Origin of the sequence: Lactiplantibacillus dongliensis (assembly GCF_005405105.1) — a bacterium.
Taxonomy (GTDB): Bacteria; Bacillota; Bacilli; order Lactobacillales; family Lactobacillaceae; genus Lactiplantibacillus; species Lactiplantibacillus dongliensis.
Genome location: NZ_BJDK01000013.1, coordinates 1 through 17,471, shown reverse-complemented (window position 1 = coordinate 17,471; position 17,471 = coordinate 1). Strand labels below are relative to the sequence as shown.

Genomic DNA, 17,471 nt, shown 5'->3' with positions numbered 1-17,471 from the left:
AAATTGTGAGGGGTATTGTTAAATGGCTAAACAAGCATTACAAGTTGCCATTGATGGCCCAGCTTCAGCTGGTAAGAGCACCGTTGCCAAATTAGTCGCCAAGCAGTTTGGCTATATCTATGTGGATACTGGTGCAATGTATCGGGCCGTGACTTATTGGGCGATGCACCACCAAGTTTCCTTGACGGATGAAGCCGCGGTCGCAGCGTTAATGCAAACATTAACGATTAGCTTCAAACCGGGGGAACCTGATCAGTTGGTCTTTGCTAACGATCAGGAGATTACCATGGCAATTCGGCAACCGGATGTCACGAATAACGTGTCAACGATTGCCGCTTTACCAAAAGTACGGGAGATTTTGACGGAACAGCAACGTCGGATTGCGGCGGCTGGTGGGATTGTAATGGATGGCCGCGATATTGGGTCAACCGTCTTACCTCATGCTGAAGTTAAGATTTTCTTAGTGGCTTCTGCCGCTGAACGTGCCAAACGCCGCTATGCGGAAAATATCCAAAAGGGTATCGACACACCCTTAGCCCAATTACAGGCTGAAATTGAATTGCGGGATCATAAAGATTCAACCCGTAAAGTGTCACCGCTGACGCAGGCAACTGATGCGGTCTTAGTCGATACGACGCCTATGTCGATCGATCAAGTAGTTGAAACCATTGCCAATATTATAAAAAAACAAAGTTCAACAATCTAAATTGCATTAGTTAATGCTTTTAGCTAGCTTTTTATTGCGTTTTCAGCTATGATATAGGTTAGAGTTATTGTTGACAGGAGGAAATTTGCATGAGTGAAAATGAAAACAGTCAAAATGAGAAAAACGAACTTTTAGACGCTTTAAATAGCGTTGAAGAAGTGAACGTCGGTGATGTAGTTAAGGGTGAAGTCTTAGCTATTGACGATGACAAGCAAGTTATCGTTGGGATCCAAGGTACCGGGGTTGAAGGGGTCGTTCCTTTGAAGGAACTTTCAACGCAACGGGTTGAAGATGTCAACGAAGTCGCTAAAGTTGGCGACGTCTTAGACTTGGTTGTAATTTCTCGGATTGGTACCGATAAAGAAAACGGCAGTTACTTACTGTCACATCGTCGGTTAGAAGCTCGCAAAGTTTGGGACGATGTTGAAAAAGAATACGAAGCAGGTCATACGATCAAAGCACCTGTAACGCAAGTAGTTAAGGGTGGCTTAGTGGTTGATGCCGGTGTTCGTGGTTTTATCCCAGCCTCTATGATTGATGATCATTATGTTGAAGACTTGAGCGCTTACAAGGGTCAAGAACTTGAACTTAAGATCATTGAAATCGAACCTAGCGAAAACCGTTTGATCTTGTCACACCGTGCCGTTGTTGAAAAGCAACGCGAAGCACAACGGGCTGAAGCCTTACAAACGTTACAAGCTGGCGAAATCGTTACTGGTAAAGTTGCTCGTTTGACGAACTTCGGTGCCTTTGTTGACCTTGGTGGCATTGATGGGTTAGTTCACGTTTCCGAAATTTCATTCGAACGTGTTGAAAAGCCTGCTGATGTTTTGAAGGTTGGTCAAGAAGTTAAGGTCAAGATCTTATCTGTTGACGCTGATCGCGAACGGGTTTCATTATCGATCAAAGCAACCTTACCAGAACCTTGGGATGGTATTGAAGAAAAAGCCCCTCAAGGTGCTGTACTTGATGGGAAAGTTAAACGTTTAACTAGCTTTGGGGCCTTCGTTGAAGTCTTCCCTGGTGTTGAAGGTTTAGTTCATATTTCTCAAATTTCACATCAACACATTGCAACACCTAACGATGTTTTGAGTGTTGGTCAAGAAATCAAGGTTAAGGTCTTAGATGTTCGTCCAGACGAAAAACGCTTGGCATTATCAATCAAGGCTTTGGAAGAAAAGCCACAAGCATCTGAAGGCGAAAATGAAAACCGCGGTAACAACAATCGTGGCGGTAACAATAACCGTCGCAACAACCGTTCAAACCGTTCCGCAAGCGAACGTTCAACGGCTAATGCCCCAGAAGAATCAACTGGTTTCACATTAGGTGATTTGATCGGTGACGAATTGAAGAATGCCGAAAACAACAATGATGAAAAATAATTGTCGTTAAGTTAAAAAATACCCTTCAAGCTTGTCTTGAAGGATATTTTTTTATGATTTTTAGTGCAAGGGAGGAATTTTAATGCCAAAACCAGTTGTCGCCATTGTTGGGCGGCCAAACGTCGGTAAATCCACTATTTTTAATCGGATTGCCGGTGATCGGATTTCTATCGTCGAAGATACCCCTGGGGTAACTCGCGATCGGATCTATGCGAATAGTGAATGGTTAGGTCAAAAGTTCAGTATGATTGATACTGGTGGGATCGATATTGATGATGCCCCCTTTATTAAACAAATTACAGAACAGGCTGAAATTGCCATTGATGAAGCTGATGTGATTATTTATCTCGTCAGTGTCAAAGAAGGCGTGACTGATGCCGATGAACACGTGGCGCAGATTTTATATCGGTCAGATAAGCCAGTTGTTTTAGCAGTCAATAAAGTTGATAATCCAGAAATGCGGAGTGAAGTTTATGACTTCTATTCCTTAGGCTTTGGCGATCCATACCCGATTTCAGGGGCACACGGCTTAGGCTTGGGTGATTTATTGGATGCTGTCGTGAAGAACTTTCCGGATTCCACGGGTGAAGACGAACCAGGAACGATTCGCTTTAGTTTGATTGGTCGCCCCAATGTTGGAAAATCATCAATTGTGAATGCCTTATTAGGTGAAGACCGGGTCATTGTATCGGATGTTGCGGGGACAACGCGTGACGCGATTGATACGAAGTTTACCGATGAAGATGGCAATCGTTTTGTGATGGTCGATACGGCCGGTATTCGTAAAAAGGGTAAAGTCTACGAAAATACGGAACGTTACAGTGTCATGCGGGCTTTAAAGGCGATTGATAATAGTGATGTGGCGTTGTTTGTCATTAATGCGGACGAAGGGGTTCGTGAACAAGACAAGCGGGTTGCGGGCTATGCCCATGAAGCTGGTAAAGCGATTATTATCGTGGTCAATAAGTGGGACTTGGTTAAGAAGGACAATCACACGATGCAAGAGTTCGAAGCTTATGTCCGTGATGAATTCGTCTATTTGGCTTATGCGCCAATTATCTTCGTTTCAGCTAAGACGAGCCAACGTTTGGGACAGTTGCCAGCCTTGATCCAAAAGGTCAGCCTGAACCATTCACGGCGGATTCAATCATCCGTCTTAAACGATGTCATTATGGATGCAATTGCCATGAATCCGACCCCCAGTGATAACGGGAAACGGTTGCGGGTGTACTATGCGACCCAAGTGGCAATTCAGCCACCGACCTTTGTTGTCTTCGTTAATGACCCCGATATGATGCATTTTTCATATGAACGCTTCCTTGAAAATCAGATTCGGAATGCCTTTGATTTTACTGGGACGCCAATTCATATGATCGAACGGCGGCGTAAGTAGGCAAAACCGCGCGAAACCGGCATTTTAGCATAAGAATTTAAAGTTGTAAACGATTATTACTCAAATCTTGAATTTTAATCGAAAACCTTAAAAAAGCTTGCTATTACAGCATTCCTATGCTATCTTTGAACAAGAAATGATGCTTGTCATCGTTTCTCTCATTTTTGGACCACTCAAAAATGATCATCTGGATGTACGTACTTAAATACATACATCTTCACTCTGTAAAGGGGAGGTGAATCAAACATGGCAAACAAAGCTGAATTAGTTAACAACGTTGCTGCGGCAACTAACTTAACTAAGAAAGACGCAACTGCTGCAGTCGATGCAGTTTTTGCATCAATCCAAGAAACCCTTGCAAAGGGCGAAAAAGTTCAACTGATTGGATTTGGTAACTTCGAAGTACGTGAACGTGCCGCTCGTAAGGGCCGCAACCCACAAACTGGTCAAGAAATCCAAATTCCTGCAAGCAAAGTACCTGCATTTAAGCCAGGGAAAGCTTTAAAGGACGCAGTTAAATAATTTCCTTAAAGTGTAAACTTTTAAGTCAGCATAACAACCGTTATGCTGGCTTTTTTGTGTTGGTTTGCGTTATGATAGTTAGTCGAGCTGTCAGAATGTGAGCACGACCGGGTTGCCCGTGAGCATTGCCTAGCTAACCCAGTTGACCGGTGAACTTCCGGTCGGGTGGGTTAGCGTAGCAAGCGGAGTGGGCAGGTCGTGCGAACACGTTTCAGCAACTAAGTAATCAACAGGGCCTTGAACCAAAGTCCCCAATCAATTCACAACAAAGGATGGGTGCCATGACTTATTCAGAAAAAATGCTCGCTGCCTTATCAAATGGTCAACTAGAAACGGCGAACAAACACTATGCGTGGGCGTTGCGCAAAGATGATGATGACACACTTTATAGTTTAGCTGAGGAATTATACGGCCTAGGCTTTTTAAAACAAGCGACCCGGATTTATAAAAAATTATTAGCGAAGTACCCGGATGAAGATAGTTTACGGACTAGTTTAGCCGATATTGCCATTGATGAAGACGATACCGATTTGGCATTGGACTACTTGCACCAAGTTAAGCATGATTCGCCAGCGTATGTGCAAGCCTTGTTAGTTGAGGCTGACTTGTATCAAACGCAGGAATTATTTGAAGTTAGTGAACAAAAGTTAGTTGAAGCGTACCGGATCGATCCGGATGAACCGATTGTTGAATTTGCTTTAGCCGAATTTTACTTCTTGATCCGTAACTATAACAAAGCAGTTCGATTCTATCTGGACTTAATCAAACAAGGACAATTAGAAATCTCTAAAGTTAATTTGGTAGAACGGCTGGGGGTATCCTATGCGGAATCCGGCCACTTTGAACAAGCGGTCGGTTACTTGGAACAAATCAAACCGGCCAAGCTCACGCCGGATAGTCAGTTCGAGCTGGGCTTTACGTACCTCCAATTAGACGAGCCGCGTAAAGCTATTGACGTGTTCAATAAATTACGAGAACAAGATTCGCAATATGCCTCCATTTATCCGTACTTGGCAGAGGCTCAAGAAAAGCTAAATCAATTGGATAAAGCTTTAATGACCTTACAAGAAGGCTTGGCTGTGGATCAGTACAATGAGCAGCTTTACTTACAAACGGCGCGGATTGCCTTGAAGCTGGACGATCAAGATCTAGCTGAGAAGTATTTGCGGGAAGGGTTGAGTATCGATCCTGATAACTTGACGACGGTCTTGGAATTATCCAACTTGTTAGTACAACAGGAACGGTACCAAGATAACGTGGCCTTATTGGATCAATACTTGCAAAGTAATGAATTTGATCCGCAATTTTACTGGAATTTGGCGGTCTCGAATGCGCATTTGGATCACTTCAAGGCAGCGCGCGACAATTACTTGGCGGCCTACCCGTTCTTTGAACATAATGAAGACTTCTTGAAGCCGGCGATTTACTTCTTCCGAGAAGCGGGGATGGCTGACGAGACGGTCGCAGCGTTACGGAATTATCTGGCGATTGAACCAGATGATGGTGCGATGGTGGCAATGCTCGAAGATTTTGAAGACCAAGGTTATTAATGTTGAAAATGCTTACATTTTTGGTAAAATAAGGTTAATCGGCTGTGAATGGATTGATCACGGCTAAAAATCAAGGCTCAGCACGGGTTACGGGTAATTGACCTCCTGATGTAATGAGTGATTTAGGGGGAATTTATTTGAAAGTAGCTTTAATTGCGTCGGACTTAGATGGGACTTTTTTACGCGATGATCATGATTTTGACCATGCCCGCTTCCAGGCACAACTAGATCAAATTAATGCCAACGGGCAACATTTCGTCGTGGCTAGCGGTAATCAGCTGCAACACTGCATCGATGTTTTTGATGGGATCCAAGGCGAATTAACCTATGTCGCTGAAAATGGTGGCCTAGTCATCGATAATCACGGGCACGTCTTACATGAAAGTGTGCTAACCCCGCCAGTTCTAGCAGAATTATTGGCGTTTGTCGGTACCGAACCGGCTTTGGCGGGGGCGGGCATGTCGTTGTCCGGTAAGCAAGCAGCTTATATTCGGCCAATCGATGATAGTGACTTGATGCGGTACTTCTTAAGTAACATCGCAGTGGTGGCTGATTTAGCAACGGTGGATGATCATATCTATAAAGCGACCTTCAGTTGGGACAATCAGGATATCAATCAGCAAGCTGCCATCATTAATCAGCATTTTAAAGGGCGTTTACGGGCTACTGTCAGTGGGGGTAATGGCTTAGACGTCATTAACCCTAATGTGAATAAGGCGCAAGGTTTGGCCTATTTGCAGCAACGATGGCAAGTCCCTTTCAGTCGCACGGCGGCGTTTGGGGATAATGGTAATGATTTAGAGATGTTGCGTGAAGCTGAATATAGCTTTGCAATGCGCAATGCCATTGCTCCCGTTAAAGCCATGGCGACTTATCAGACTCGATTAGATAACAATCATGATGGGGTCTTGCACGAAATTGATGCGTTAATTTAAAAAAATTGGGCTTGGCTAACTTAGCTGGGCCCAATTTTTTATCGTTTTTAGCGCTTCACCCCTGCACCGCCAGCCCGTTGTCTGCTAAAATGAAAAGGATAAGTGGTTTTAACTTTAAGGAGGAATTGTATTTTGGCAAACGTAAAAGTAATTGTAGCCGGCTACAAAGGTCGGATGGGTAGCACGGCTGCTCAAATGGTCATCGATAACGCTGATTTTGATCTGGTGGGCGTTTACGATGCCCGTTCAAAGGACCAAAACTTAGGGGAAGATGCGCGTTTTAGTGGTCAAGACGTCCCCGCCTTTCATGATTTAACCACCATTAAGACGGACGCCACGGTTTGGATCGACTTTACGATTCCAACGGCGGTATATGAAAATGCTAAGTTCGCCATTAATCACGGTATTTCACCGGTGATTGGGACGACTGGGATGACTGATGAACAAGTTGCTGATTTACAAAAATTGGCGAAGGCTAAGCAGGTCGGGGGCTTGATTGCCCCTAACTTTGGGATTAGTGCCGTCTTGTTGATGCAGTTTGCTCAACAAGCAGCGAAATACTTCCCAGATGTTGAAATCATTGAAATGCACCATGATGATAAGATCGACTCACCTAGTGGGACGGCCATCAGCACGGCCAAGAAGATTGCGGAAGTGCGCAAACCCAAGCAACAAGGCAACCCGGACGCTACGGAAACCTTACCTGGGGCTCGTGGTGCGGAATATGAAGGCATGCGGATTCACGCGGTACGGTTACCAGGCTTAGTTGCGCATGAAGAAGTCATGTTTGGCAGCCCTGGTGAAGGCTTAACGATTCGGCAAGACTCATTTGACCGGATTTCGTTTATGACCGGGGTTAAAGTGGCGGTTGGTAAGATTAACCAATACCATGAATTAATGATTGGCTTGGAAAACTTACTATGATTTTGACACAATTACCAACGGCTTTTCAGCAGGCAAGACCAATTATTGAGACGATTGAAGCGGCTGGTTACGAGGCTTACTTTGTTGGTGGTGGTGTACGGGACACGATCCTAGGTAAACCGTTGCACGATGTCGATATCGCGACGAGTGCGTTTCCGGCGGAGGTCAAAGGGCTATTCAAACGAACGGTCGATACGGGCATTGAACATGGTACCGTGATGATTTTAGATCACGGCACGGGCTATGAAACGACGACCTTTCGGACGGAATCCGGCTACCAAGACTATCGGCGCCCCGATAAGGTGACCTTTGTCCGGTCGTTAAAAGAAGATTTAAAGCGGCGTGACTTCACGATTAATGCGTTGGCGATGCGGGCAAACGGTGAAGTGATTGATTTGTTTGATGGCTTGGCTGATTTAAAGGCCGGTGTTTTGCGGGCTGTTGGGGTCGCTGAGGATCGCTTTCATGAAGATGCGCTGCGGATGATGCGGGCGGTACGCTTTGCCAGTCAATTAGACTTTACGATTGAGCCACAGACCCAGCAAGCCATTACTGACAATGCAGCTTTGTTAACCAAGATTGCTGTTGAACGGACGCGGGTCGAATGGGAAAAGCTGTTAATGGGCCAACAACCGCAGCGTGGCTTGCAAGCACTGTTGGATACGGCACTGTACCGGTATATGCCACAGATGGCTGATCAACAAGCGATGCTGCAACGATTAATCGACTTACCAGCTTGGCAGTTACCAACGATTGAAAGTACGTGGACGTTACTCGCTTGGTTAATGGATTTACCTAATCAGGCCGCGATTCGTCATTTGTTGAAAGCTTGGAAGACCAGTAATGATTTGATTGACCATGTGAGTGCTGCGTGGCTAGTCGTTAGCTCGCTTAAGCAACGTGGTCAGCTAACTCCTAGCGAATTGTTTTCTGCGGGCGCAGCGGCCTTGAAAACGGCTAATACGGTCGCTAACTTGCTAGGCTTTGGGCAACCACAGGCAGAACTAACAGCGGCCTATGCTGCATTGCCGATCCAAGATAAGCATGAGCTGGCGATTAATGGCGGTGACTTATTACGGCAACAGCTGACGACGCCAGGCCCGCAAATGGGACAGATCTTAGCACAACTCTTGCACGCGGTGGTCATAGGTCAAGTGAAGAATGAATCAGCTGATTTGCTTGATCTGGCACGTATGATAGCGGATACAAAAAACGATTGATATTTTCTATAAATCTGTTACGATTATATTGAAACTAATTCAATGAGGTGATCGCAAATGGAAAGAGCACTAGAAGCGTTAAAGTTTTATTTTCGGAATGGCGATACTTGGGTTGTGAACCATCAAGACATTTCAGACCTTTGGATTGGCCGGGTTACCACCAGTTATGGTCGCATCAAGGGTGGCAAGATGACGGTGATTCATCCCTGTCACTCGTTTAAAGCAGAATTTGAACCAGATGCGGATGCTGTCGACCCTGATACAACTTACTTATCTTCCGTGACAAGTGGGATGTTTGAACGGGTCACTCATTATCAAGATATTGAAAAGCTCGATATTTTGTTTGGTGACGAACGGGGCAGCGAACAAGTTTACTTGCCATTCAAGCCTAAAGACGTGGACGGGATTGATAACATCTATCAAACCAGTTCAATTGCTAAAGACGGTAAACTTCATTTAGTTGTTGAAACCGATCGGACAGTCTTAGACGTCTATGGGGCGTAAAATTAACTGAAACTTTAAAAAGCCACTCAACGGTTAACGCCGGTGGGTGGTTTTTGTTGCTGGTGATAATCTAAATACGGTTAAATGGGGTTAGTTGGATTAGGTCGCCATGTTGGTTGGACCGGCATCTTAGAAACTGACCGGCAGACAGCAAGTTTAACTAGTACCAAGCGTCCGCTTAAGTTAACGTTGGCCGAACCAACATTGGCAAATTGAAGCCAAGTTTGCTAGTTGTGTTTTTACGCATTTCTAGCTAAGATAGAATGTAATTGAAGTTAAGGGGTGGATAGTAAGGTATGCAAACATTAAGAGCAGAAAATCTGACCCGGACTTATGGTGAGAAAACGTTATTCAAAGATATTTCGTTTATCGTGAATGAGCATGATCGGATTGGCGTGATCGGCGTCAATGGTTCCGGAAAGACGAATTTATTGGATGTCCTCGCGGGGGTGACGGCGCCTGAAGCCGGTCAACTCGTGAAACCTAAAAATTATGAAATCGGGTATTTGACCCAACAGCCGGACTTGAACGAAGAGTTAACCGTGTTAGATGCGGTTTTGGCAGGTAGTCAGCAAGTCTTTAAAACCATTCGGCACTATGAACAAACGTTAGCGGACTATGCTGACCGACCAGAAGATCCGGCAACGGAAAAAGCATATATGGCCGCGGAAACACGGATGAACCAAGAAGACGCTTGGAATGCTGAAAGTGATGTCAAAACAATTTTGACGCAACTGCATTTAACCGATTTGACCCAAACCGTGAAGACGTTATCGGGTGGTCAACGTAAACGGGTCGGGTTAGCCCAAGTTTTAATTCAGTCGCCCGACTTATTATTGTTGGATGAACCGACCAACCATTTGGATTTTGATTCCATCGAATGGCTAGAAACGTATTTGGCAGCTTATAAAGGGGCCTTGATTGTGGTTACCCATGATCGCTACTTCTTAGACCAAGTAGCCAATCAAATGTTTGAGCTGTCGTTTGGGGAACTGTATAAATATACGGGGAACTATCAAGACTATGTGCAAGCCAAAGCCGAACGGGTTGCCCGCGATGTCACGGCTGAACATAAGCAGCAACAGTTATATAAAAAAGAATTGGCATGGATGCGGGCTGGCGCGCCAGCCCGGAGTACGAAACAGCAAGGCCGGATTAATCGGTTTAATGATTTAAAAGATAATTTAAATACCTTGCAAGTTGACCATGATGTGGATATTTCACTGGGGCAGCAACGTTTAGGTAAGAAAGTCATTGAATTAAAACACGCGAGTCTGAGCTTTGATGGTCAACCGATTTTAAAAGACTTTTCGATGCTCATTCAGGCGCATGATCGTATCGGTATCACCGGGTTGAATGGGGCTGGTAAGTCCAGCCTGTTGAACGTAATTGCTGAACGGCTCCCACTTGACAGCGGTACCGTGACCATCGGCGAAACCGTCAAAATGGCTTATTATACGCAACAGACCGAACCGATTCCAGGCGATAAGCGGATTATCAATTATTTGCAAGAAGTTGGTGAAAATGTTGTCAATAAACAAGGCGAGCATGTTTCGGTCACGGAATTATTAGAAGAATTCCTCTTTCCCCGCTCGATGCATGGGACTTTAATTCGAAAGCTATCGGGTGGCGAAAAACGGCGGTTGTATTTATTAAAACTCTTAATGCAACAGCCGAACGTCTTATTATTAGATGAACCGACGAACGATTTAGATATCGGTACGTTAACTGTTTTGGAAAGTTATTTGGCTGATTTTGCTGGGACGGTCATTACGGTCTCTCATGACCGCTATTTCCTTGATAAGGTTGGGACGAAACTCTTGATCTTTGATGGTAAGGGCCAGATTGAACGGTATGCTGGGCGGTTCTCGAGTTACTTAAAGGATCAAAAAGTCGCCGAGAAACCAGCGACGACCAAAGCGAAGACCGCGCCAAAAGCGGCCGCAACTAAGCCGGCTGATCCGAAAGAAAAAGTGAAGCTGACTTACGCGGAACAATTAGAGTACGACAAAATCGAAGGCGTTATTGAGAAACTCGATGCGCACAAGAGTGAAGTGGAACAAGCCATGGCTGACAATGCTAGTGATTATGGCAAGTTAGCTGATCTACAAAAAGACCTCACGGCGACGGAAACGTCGATTGATGAGAAAATGGACCGCTGGGATTATTTAAGCCAATTTGCGGAGGCCTGAAAGGATGACACGCATGTTAGAAGATGCTTACTTACAATTAGCGCGTGATATTTTAGATCACGGGACTTACAAAGATGATCGCACTGGGACCGGAACCTATAGTCTTTTTGGCTACCAGATGCGGTTTGATTTAAGCCAGGGTTTTCCATTATTGACGACTAAAAAAGTTCCGTTTGGCTTAATTAAAAGTGAATTATTGTGGTTTTTGCATGGCGACACGAATATTCAATACCTCTTGCAGCACCACAACCATATCTGGGATGAATGGGCCTTTAAGAATTGGGTCACCAGCGATGCCTATACGGGCCCTGATATGACGAACTTTGAACATCGGCGCTTGGATGATCCGGCTTTTAAGCCGGTCTATCAAGCACAGATGCAGGCGTTTGATGATCAAATCTTAACTGATGATGCTTTTGCTGCTAAGTTCGGTAATTTAGGGGATGTCTATGGTGCGCAATGGCGGCATTGGCAGACGCGTAACGGTCAGGCGATTGATCAAATTGCTAATGTGGTTGCGATGATTAAGCAACATCCTGATTCGCGGCGGTTGATCGTTTCAGCTTGGAACCCAGAAGATGTCCCGAGTATGGCGTTGCCACCTTGCCACACGTTATTTCAGTTTTATGTGGCGGATGGTAAGCTGAGTTGCCAATTATATCAACGTTCAGGTGATGTCTTCTTAGGGGTGCCGTTTAATATTGCCAGTTATGCGTTATTGACGCATCTAGTGGCGAAAGCGACCGGTTTACAAGTTGGTGAATTTGTTCACACGTTGGGCGATGCGCATATCTATACGAATCATCTTGACCAAGTCAAAGAACAGTTAACACGGCAGCCGAAAGCGGCGCCACAATTAGTTTTGAGTGATCGGCCAGCTGATTTATTCGATACGCAAATGAGTGACATTCAGTTGACCGGCTATGATCCAGCACCAGCGATCAAAGCACCAGTCGCAATTTAGGAGGCAACGATGATTGCATTAATCTGGGCCCAAGATCAGCACGGCTTAATCGGCGCTAATGGCCAGTTACCGTGGCACTTGTCAGCCGACCTAAAACGGTTTAAACGACTGACCTTGAATCACACGATTGTGATGGGGCGTAAAACGTTTGCTGGATTCCCAAGGCCGCTACCGCATCGGCAAAATGTGGTCTTGTCACGGCAAGCCCTAGACTTACCGGCCGGGGTTCAACAGTTACCTAACCTGGAGGCACTCTGGGCGTTACAGGCGGCCCATCCTGATGAGGTCATCTTCGTAATTGGCGGGGCAACTGTTTTTGAGGCAGTCTTGCCCCACGCCGATTATTTGTATCGGACCCTCATTACGGGTGACTTTACGGGTGATACTTGGATGCCAGCGATTGATTATGATCAGTGGCAGCTGACCCATCACGAGCTTGGGGTGCGCGATGCCAAAAACACCTTAGAATATCAGTTTGATGATTTTAGTCGTCGTAAAATCAACGGCAAATCGTGAAACTAAGCGGTTTTTCTGCTATACTAAGAGCATTAATTTTATTGTGAGGATTGGCTAATTCTTACAAGACTAAGAAAGCGTGGCAAAGTATGACGAAAATCAAGATTGTGACCGATTCTTCGGCAAATTTAACGGACGCCGAGGTTCAAAAATACGATATTACCGTGATTCCGTTGTCCGTCATGATCGATGGCACAATTTATATTGAAGATGAAACAATTACGCGGGAAGAATTCATTGAAAAGATGGGTACCGCGAAATCATTACCCAAGACCAGCCAACCGGCACTAGGTACGTTTATCGAAACTTTTGATAAGCTTGGTGCGGATGGGGCTAGCGTGGTCTGCATCAATATGCTGGAAGCTATTTCTGGTACGGTGCATACGGCGGAACAAGCGGCTTCGATTACGAAGACTGATGTAACTGTAATTGATGCCCGGACGACTGATCGGGCGATGGCCTTTCAAGTGGTCGCGGCCGCTAAACTGGCGCAAGCGGGTGCTGATAAGCAAGCCGTGATTGACCAAGTGCATGCGACTCAGGCACATACCAACTTATTTATGGGCGTTATGACCTTAAATAATTTAGTTGCCGGTGGCCGTATCAGTCGATTGACTGGCGCTATCAGTACATTGTTAAACGTCAAGATTGCGCTGGAAGTTGACGACGGGTCTTTAGATGTGAAGATGAAAGGTCGCGGCGTCAAAGCCATTAATAAATTCTTTGATAAAGTGATTGAAGATATTATCCAAACGCCGAATGTGGTTGAAGTGGCTATTTCACACGTGGGTGCCACCGAACGGGTCGAAGGCTACAAACAGCGCTTACAAGCAGCATTACCAAGCTTGAAAGTTAGTGTCCAGCCAACGGTGCCGATTATTGCAACGCACGGTGGTCCCGGGGCGTTTGCGGTTGAATATCATACGCAAGCACAAGCTTAAAGTGGAGGGGCAGGGCGCGGTTGCGACCGCCCCTTTTTCTTATTGCGGTTGAATCGATAGGATCAGTAAAAAAAGAAAGGTGCTGAACGCACATGCATAAACTCTGGGAAGCACTGAAAGTAGTGCTCATTGTGGCGGTGATTGCGGGTGGTGCTTTTTGGGGATTGAACCATGTCTTACACCCGAGTTCGACAACGACTTCAACAACCCAAACGGCTAGTTCCAAAAAAGCGGCTAAAACTGCACACAAAAAACGGTTAAAGTTAGTGGCAGTCGGCGATTCGCTAACTGAAGGTATTGGCGACGAAAAGGAAGGCGGCTATGTTGGTCAAATTAAACAAACTTTGACTAGTAAGCAGCATCTAACCGTCACCACGACGAACGCCGGTAAATCTGGTGATCGGAGTGACCAAATCTTAGCACGTGTCAATAAATCGACGACGCTTCAACACCAAATTGCGGCGGCGGATGTCTTAACGGTCACCGTTGGCGGCAATGACCTCTTACAAACCTTGGAAGGGTCCATTACTTCCAATAATACGGCTAAAAACAATAGTACGGTGGCGAAGGCGCAAACGACGTATGCCGCGAAGTTAACCAAATTATTTAATCGGTTACGGCAGTTAAACCCCAACGCCTCACTATTTGTCTTTAGTATTTATAATCCAATCTACGTCAACTTTCCAAATGTGACGGCGATTACGGATTATGTCCAGCAATGGAATGAGCAGACGCAAACGACGCTTGACCACTATCAAAAGGCCTACTTCATGAGTATTAATACCGTGATGTCACATGGTCAATACAAGACGGCCGCCGAGATTGCCAAGTTGAAGCAAGCGTCTAACAGCACATCCTTAACGAACTTGACCAATGCGACGCAGATTAATGCGGCCGTGGCGGCTGAGTCTAAGGACAATAATTTGATTTCTAATAATGATAATTTCCATCCGAATAAGCGGGGCTATCACGTCTTTACCAGTAAGCTGTATCAGACGATGATGGCGCATCCGGCATGGTTATTGAAAAAGTAAAGGGGGACGTCTAAATGCGTGAAGCACAACGAAAAACTAAGGACACGCAGCCCAAACAGCCGAACGGCCCAGTTAATCTCTGGAAATGGGTCGCCATCATCTTGATTGCGCTTATTCTGGGTTTGGGGGCTTACATGGGGACACAAATTTTGCGGTCGCCAAGCGAGACTCAAACCGTCAATACGGCGAGTGGTAACGATGCCGCGAGTGTGCCGATTAAGATGAATCGCCAGCAGTTAAATGCGTTGGCGGCTTATTATCTGACTGATTTTCAAAAGGGTCAGGAATTGAAGTACCGCTTTGTGGTTCGATCAGATGCGGCGTACTTGCTGGGGACGACCAAAGTGCTTGGTCAAAACGTGTCATTTGTGATCACGATGCAGCCGAGTGTGATTAGTAACGGGAATATCTCGTTGAAAGCGACTAAGCTGTCCGTTGGGACGATGTCGATTCCGATTAGTTTCGTCATTAATTACATTAATAATAACTATAAGATTCCTAAGTGGGTCAAATTGAGCGCCAAGCACAAGACGATTGATTTGTATTTGAATAAATTAGTTGGCAAGCATGATGTTCGCTACAGCGTGGATAAGCTGGACCTAGCTGGCAATCAATTCAATTTTGAAATGCATATTCCTAAACGCAACTAAGAGTGAGGTGCACCATGCACAGAACGTTTTATCAGTATTTGATGACCCAACGAAATCCTGACAGCACCGAAGCCGTGGCTGAATTCGCGAATAACGCGTTTTTTGACCAATCGTTTCCTAAGCAGAGTCAAGATTTCCATGAAGTCTCACAATATTTAGAATTAAATGCCGGCTATTTACCATCAATGACCATATTTGATGACGCTTGGCAGGCCTATTTAGCAAGTGAAGCTTAGGCTAATTTAGTCAGGAAAGAGGATTTTTGGGATGGCCAAAGAAACAAAGGAAACCGCTCCAGAGCAACAGCCGGTTAATCCACATTTAAAGTCAAAAGCCAAGCGCCCGAAACGACGCGTGGGTTTATGGACGTATATTATTTCAATCGTGGTGGCGTTAGGTATCGGGATTGGTGGGACCTATTGGCTCATCGGTCGTTCGGTGAACCAACAGCTAGCTAATATGCAACAGACCAGTACCGCCATGAAAAAGATTCAATCGGTGTACGCCACGATTAGTCAGAACTATTATCAGCCGGTTAATGAAAATAAGCTGGCAAATGGGGCGATTAATGGGATGGTCAATTCCCTCGGTGATAAGTTCTCCGAATATATGGATAAGAGTGAAACCGAAAGCTTGAATGATACGATCGACAGCTCTTTCTCAGGGATTGGTGCGCAAGTTCAAAAGTCTGGGAGCTATATCCAGATTATTTCACCAATTGCGGGGACCCCAGCGAAAAAAGTGGGCTTAAAACCAAAAGACATTATCAAAAAAGTCAATGGTAAGTCGATTGCTGGTAAGACCTTGACGCAGGCCGTTAACTTGATGCGTGGTAAGGTTGGCACGACGGTGAAATTAACTGTTGAACGGGCTGGCAAGCCCTTTACGGTTAGCTTGAAGCGGGCTAAGATTCCAGTCACGACGGTCGATTACAAGTTAGTCGGCGGGAAAAAGAAGATTGGGTATATCACCGTTTCGACGTTCTCAACCAACACTGCTAAAGAATTCAAGACCGCGTTAAAAGCCTTGGATAAAAAGGGCGCCAAGAAACTCGTTATTGACATGCGCGGTAATCCGGGCGGCTTAATGACGGCGGCGTTGAAGATGGCCTCGATGTTCTTGAAAAATGGCAAGACCATTATGCAAGTGCAAGCACGCGACGGTCAAGCTGAAAAGTATGTCGCAGGTAAGAAGTACGATGGCGGTTATAAAGAAACCAAGCCAACCACAGTCTTAATTGATGGTGGGAGTGCTTCCGCCGCTGAAATCTTCTCGGCAGCCTTGCATCAGTCGGCAGGCGTGAAGTTAGTTGGGTCACAATCTTATGGTAAAGGGACCGTTCAAACCGTCTCAACTTTTAGTGATAAGACCGAAATGAAGATCACCGTTGCCAAATGGTTGACGCCAAATGGGACGTGGATCAACAAGAAAGGTTTGACTCCGACTGTCAAAGCCAATGAACCAAGTTACGCCAGCTTGACGGTCTTGAGTAAAGTCAGTGATTTACAAGCAGGTCAGGTCAACGATAATATCAAGACATTGCAACAATATCTTAAGGCCATGGGTGACTTTAAAGGTCGTGCGAATGGGTACTTTGGGGCCTCAACGACCCAAGCGCTGAAGCATTATCAGAAGAAAGCCAAATTGACTGTTACGGGTAAAGTTGATAAAAAGACATTGACTAAGTTGGAAGTGCAATTAGCACAGAAGATTAGTGATCATGATCGGGCTTATAATGCTGCGATGAAACTGATGTCTAAATAAAGCTAGTGAAAAGTCTGGAATTATTTCCAGACTTTTTTCTTTGGACTTTAACCGTCAAGCTGTGATCATTAATGAATGTTCTTATCAGAAATGAATGATATAGGATTGTTTATCATTGATAGTATAAAGTAAAAGTTAAATAAAGCTTAAATCGGTCGTCACTAAATTAGCCGATGACTGCAAAAAAGACCTGATGATAAAGTGAACCCCCAAGGTTGGACAGAAAAATCCAATTTTGGGGGTTTCATTTATGAGTAAATTTAATTTCGATTTT

The 17,471-nt window shown here is 45.1% G+C and carries 17 protein-coding genes; all 17 read left to right on the top strand.

Annotated features, from left to right (window positions below; genetic code table 11):
* Positions 1-22: 22 nt before the first annotated feature.
* The 17 genes from cmk to FFM80_RS06190 all read left to right on the top strand — a co-directional run bounded on the left by cmk (position 23) and on the right by FFM80_RS06190 (position 17,197).
* Positions 23-706 (top strand): (d)CMP kinase, encoded by a 684-nt coding sequence (gene cmk / locus FFM80_RS06275; protein WP_137640033.1) that lies wholly within the window; start codon positions 23-25, stop codon positions 704-706.
* Between the two features lie 89 nt (positions 707-795).
* A complete protein-coding gene (rpsA, locus tag FFM80_RS06270) occupies positions 796-2,088 on the top strand; it encodes a 30S ribosomal protein S1 (RefSeq protein ID WP_137640032.1) in 1,293 nt (430 codons plus the stop codon).
* Between the two features lie 82 nt (positions 2,089-2,170).
* Complete coding sequence (der, locus tag FFM80_RS06265) at positions 2,171-3,481, top strand: ribosome biogenesis GTPase Der (protein ID WP_137640031.1); 1,311 nt, start codon at positions 2,171-2,173, stop codon at positions 3,479-3,481.
* 246 nt (positions 3,482-3,727) lie between these two features.
* Complete coding sequence (locus tag FFM80_RS06255; protein ID WP_130843361.1) at positions 3,728-4,003, top strand: HU family DNA-binding protein; 276 nt, start codon at positions 3,728-3,730, stop codon at positions 4,001-4,003.
* A 281-nt stretch (positions 4,004-4,284) separates the two neighbouring features.
* A complete protein-coding gene (locus tag FFM80_RS06250) occupies positions 4,285-5,553 on the top strand; it encodes a tetratricopeptide repeat protein (protein ID WP_137640030.1) in 1,269 nt (422 codons plus the stop codon).
* Between the two features lie 137 nt (positions 5,554-5,690).
* Complete coding sequence (locus tag FFM80_RS06245; RefSeq protein WP_137640029.1) at positions 5,691-6,488, top strand: Cof-type HAD-IIB family hydrolase; 798 nt, start codon at positions 5,691-5,693, stop codon at positions 6,486-6,488.
* A gap of 174 nt (positions 6,489-6,662) precedes the next feature.
* A complete protein-coding gene (dapB, locus tag FFM80_RS06240) occupies positions 6,663-7,412 on the top strand; it encodes a 4-hydroxy-tetrahydrodipicolinate reductase (protein ID WP_137640084.1) in 750 nt (249 codons plus the stop codon).
* On the top strand, positions 7,409-8,632 hold the full coding sequence (locus FFM80_RS06235; RefSeq protein ID WP_137640028.1) for a CCA tRNA nucleotidyltransferase: 1,224 nt from the start codon (positions 7,409-7,411) through the stop codon (positions 8,630-8,632). Before dapB ends, FFM80_RS06235 begins: the two co-directional genes overlap by 4 nt.
* A gap of 57 nt (positions 8,633-8,689) precedes the next feature.
* Complete coding sequence (locus tag FFM80_RS06230) at positions 8,690-9,136, top strand: hypothetical protein (protein WP_137640027.1); 447 nt, start codon at positions 8,690-8,692, stop codon at positions 9,134-9,136.
* Positions 9,137-9,432: 296 nt separating this feature from the next.
* Positions 9,433-11,328 (top strand): ABC-F family ATP-binding cassette domain-containing protein, encoded by a 1,896-nt coding sequence (locus tag FFM80_RS06225; protein WP_137640026.1) that lies wholly within the window; start codon positions 9,433-9,435, stop codon positions 11,326-11,328.
* 13 nt (positions 11,329-11,341) lie between these two features.
* Positions 11,342-12,292: a thymidylate synthase gene (locus tag FFM80_RS06220; RefSeq protein ID WP_137640083.1), complete on the top strand. Its 951-nt coding sequence runs from the start codon at positions 11,342-11,344 to the stop codon at positions 12,290-12,292.
* 9 nt (positions 12,293-12,301) lie between these two features.
* Entirely contained in the window at positions 12,302-12,808 is a 507-nt protein-coding gene (locus tag FFM80_RS06215; RefSeq protein WP_137640025.1) for a dihydrofolate reductase, read from the top strand.
* Between the two features lie 89 nt (positions 12,809-12,897).
* Entirely contained in the window at positions 12,898-13,749 is an 852-nt protein-coding gene (locus FFM80_RS06210) for a DegV family protein (protein WP_137640024.1), read from the top strand.
* Positions 13,750-13,841: 92 nt separating this feature from the next.
* The gene (locus FFM80_RS06205) at positions 13,842-14,783 is read left to right on the top strand and encodes an SGNH/GDSL hydrolase family protein (protein WP_137640023.1); all 942 of its coding nucleotides are present in this window, start codon (positions 13,842-13,844) and stop codon (positions 14,781-14,783) included.
* Positions 14,784-14,797: 14 nt separating this feature from the next.
* Positions 14,798-15,433: a YpmS family protein gene (locus tag FFM80_RS06200; protein ID WP_137640022.1), complete on the top strand. Its 636-nt coding sequence runs from the start codon at positions 14,798-14,800 to the stop codon at positions 15,431-15,433.
* A gap of 14 nt (positions 15,434-15,447) precedes the next feature.
* The gene (locus FFM80_RS06195; protein WP_137640021.1) at positions 15,448-15,669 is read left to right on the top strand and encodes a YozE family protein; all 222 of its coding nucleotides are present in this window, start codon (positions 15,448-15,450) and stop codon (positions 15,667-15,669) included.
* A gap of 31 nt (positions 15,670-15,700) precedes the next feature.
* Positions 15,701-17,197, top strand: a complete 1,497-nt coding sequence (locus FFM80_RS06190) for a S41 family peptidase (RefSeq protein ID WP_137640020.1) — start codon at positions 15,701-15,703, stop codon at positions 17,195-17,197.
* Positions 17,198-17,471 lie beyond the last annotated feature (274 nt).

Coding starts and splice junctions, on each gene's coding strand:
- cmk (WP_137640033.1), top strand. CDS start 23: ATGGCTAAACAAGCATTACAAGTTGCCATTGATGGCCCAGCTTCAGCT.
- rpsA (WP_137640032.1), top strand. CDS start 796: ATGAGTGAAAATGAAAACAGTCAAAATGAGAAAAACGAACTTTTAGAC.
- der (WP_137640031.1), top strand. CDS start 2,171: ATGCCAAAACCAGTTGTCGCCATTGTTGGGCGGCCAAACGTCGGTAAA.
- FFM80_RS06255 (WP_130843361.1), top strand. CDS start 3,728: ATGGCAAACAAAGCTGAATTAGTTAACAACGTTGCTGCGGCAACTAAC.
- FFM80_RS06250 (WP_137640030.1), top strand. CDS start 4,285: ATGACTTATTCAGAAAAAATGCTCGCTGCCTTATCAAATGGTCAACTA.
- dapB (WP_137640084.1), top strand. CDS start 6,663: ATGGGTAGCACGGCTGCTCAAATGGTCATCGATAACGCTGATTTTGAT.
- FFM80_RS06235 (WP_137640028.1), top strand. CDS start 7,409: ATGATTTTGACACAATTACCAACGGCTTTTCAGCAGGCAAGACCAATT.
- FFM80_RS06230 (WP_137640027.1), top strand. CDS start 8,690: ATGGAAAGAGCACTAGAAGCGTTAAAGTTTTATTTTCGGAATGGCGAT.
- FFM80_RS06225 (WP_137640026.1), top strand. CDS start 9,433: ATGCAAACATTAAGAGCAGAAAATCTGACCCGGACTTATGGTGAGAAA.
- FFM80_RS06220 (WP_137640083.1), top strand. CDS start 11,342: ATGTTAGAAGATGCTTACTTACAATTAGCGCGTGATATTTTAGATCAC.
- FFM80_RS06215 (WP_137640025.1), top strand. CDS start 12,302: ATGATTGCATTAATCTGGGCCCAAGATCAGCACGGCTTAATCGGCGCT.
- FFM80_RS06210 (WP_137640024.1), top strand. CDS start 12,898: ATGACGAAAATCAAGATTGTGACCGATTCTTCGGCAAATTTAACGGAC.
- FFM80_RS06205 (WP_137640023.1), top strand. CDS start 13,842: ATGCATAAACTCTGGGAAGCACTGAAAGTAGTGCTCATTGTGGCGGTG.
- FFM80_RS06200 (WP_137640022.1), top strand. CDS start 14,798: ATGCGTGAAGCACAACGAAAAACTAAGGACACGCAGCCCAAACAGCCG.
- FFM80_RS06195 (WP_137640021.1), top strand. CDS start 15,448: ATGCACAGAACGTTTTATCAGTATTTGATGACCCAACGAAATCCTGAC.
- FFM80_RS06190 (WP_137640020.1), top strand. CDS start 15,701: ATGGCCAAAGAAACAAAGGAAACCGCTCCAGAGCAACAGCCGGTTAAT.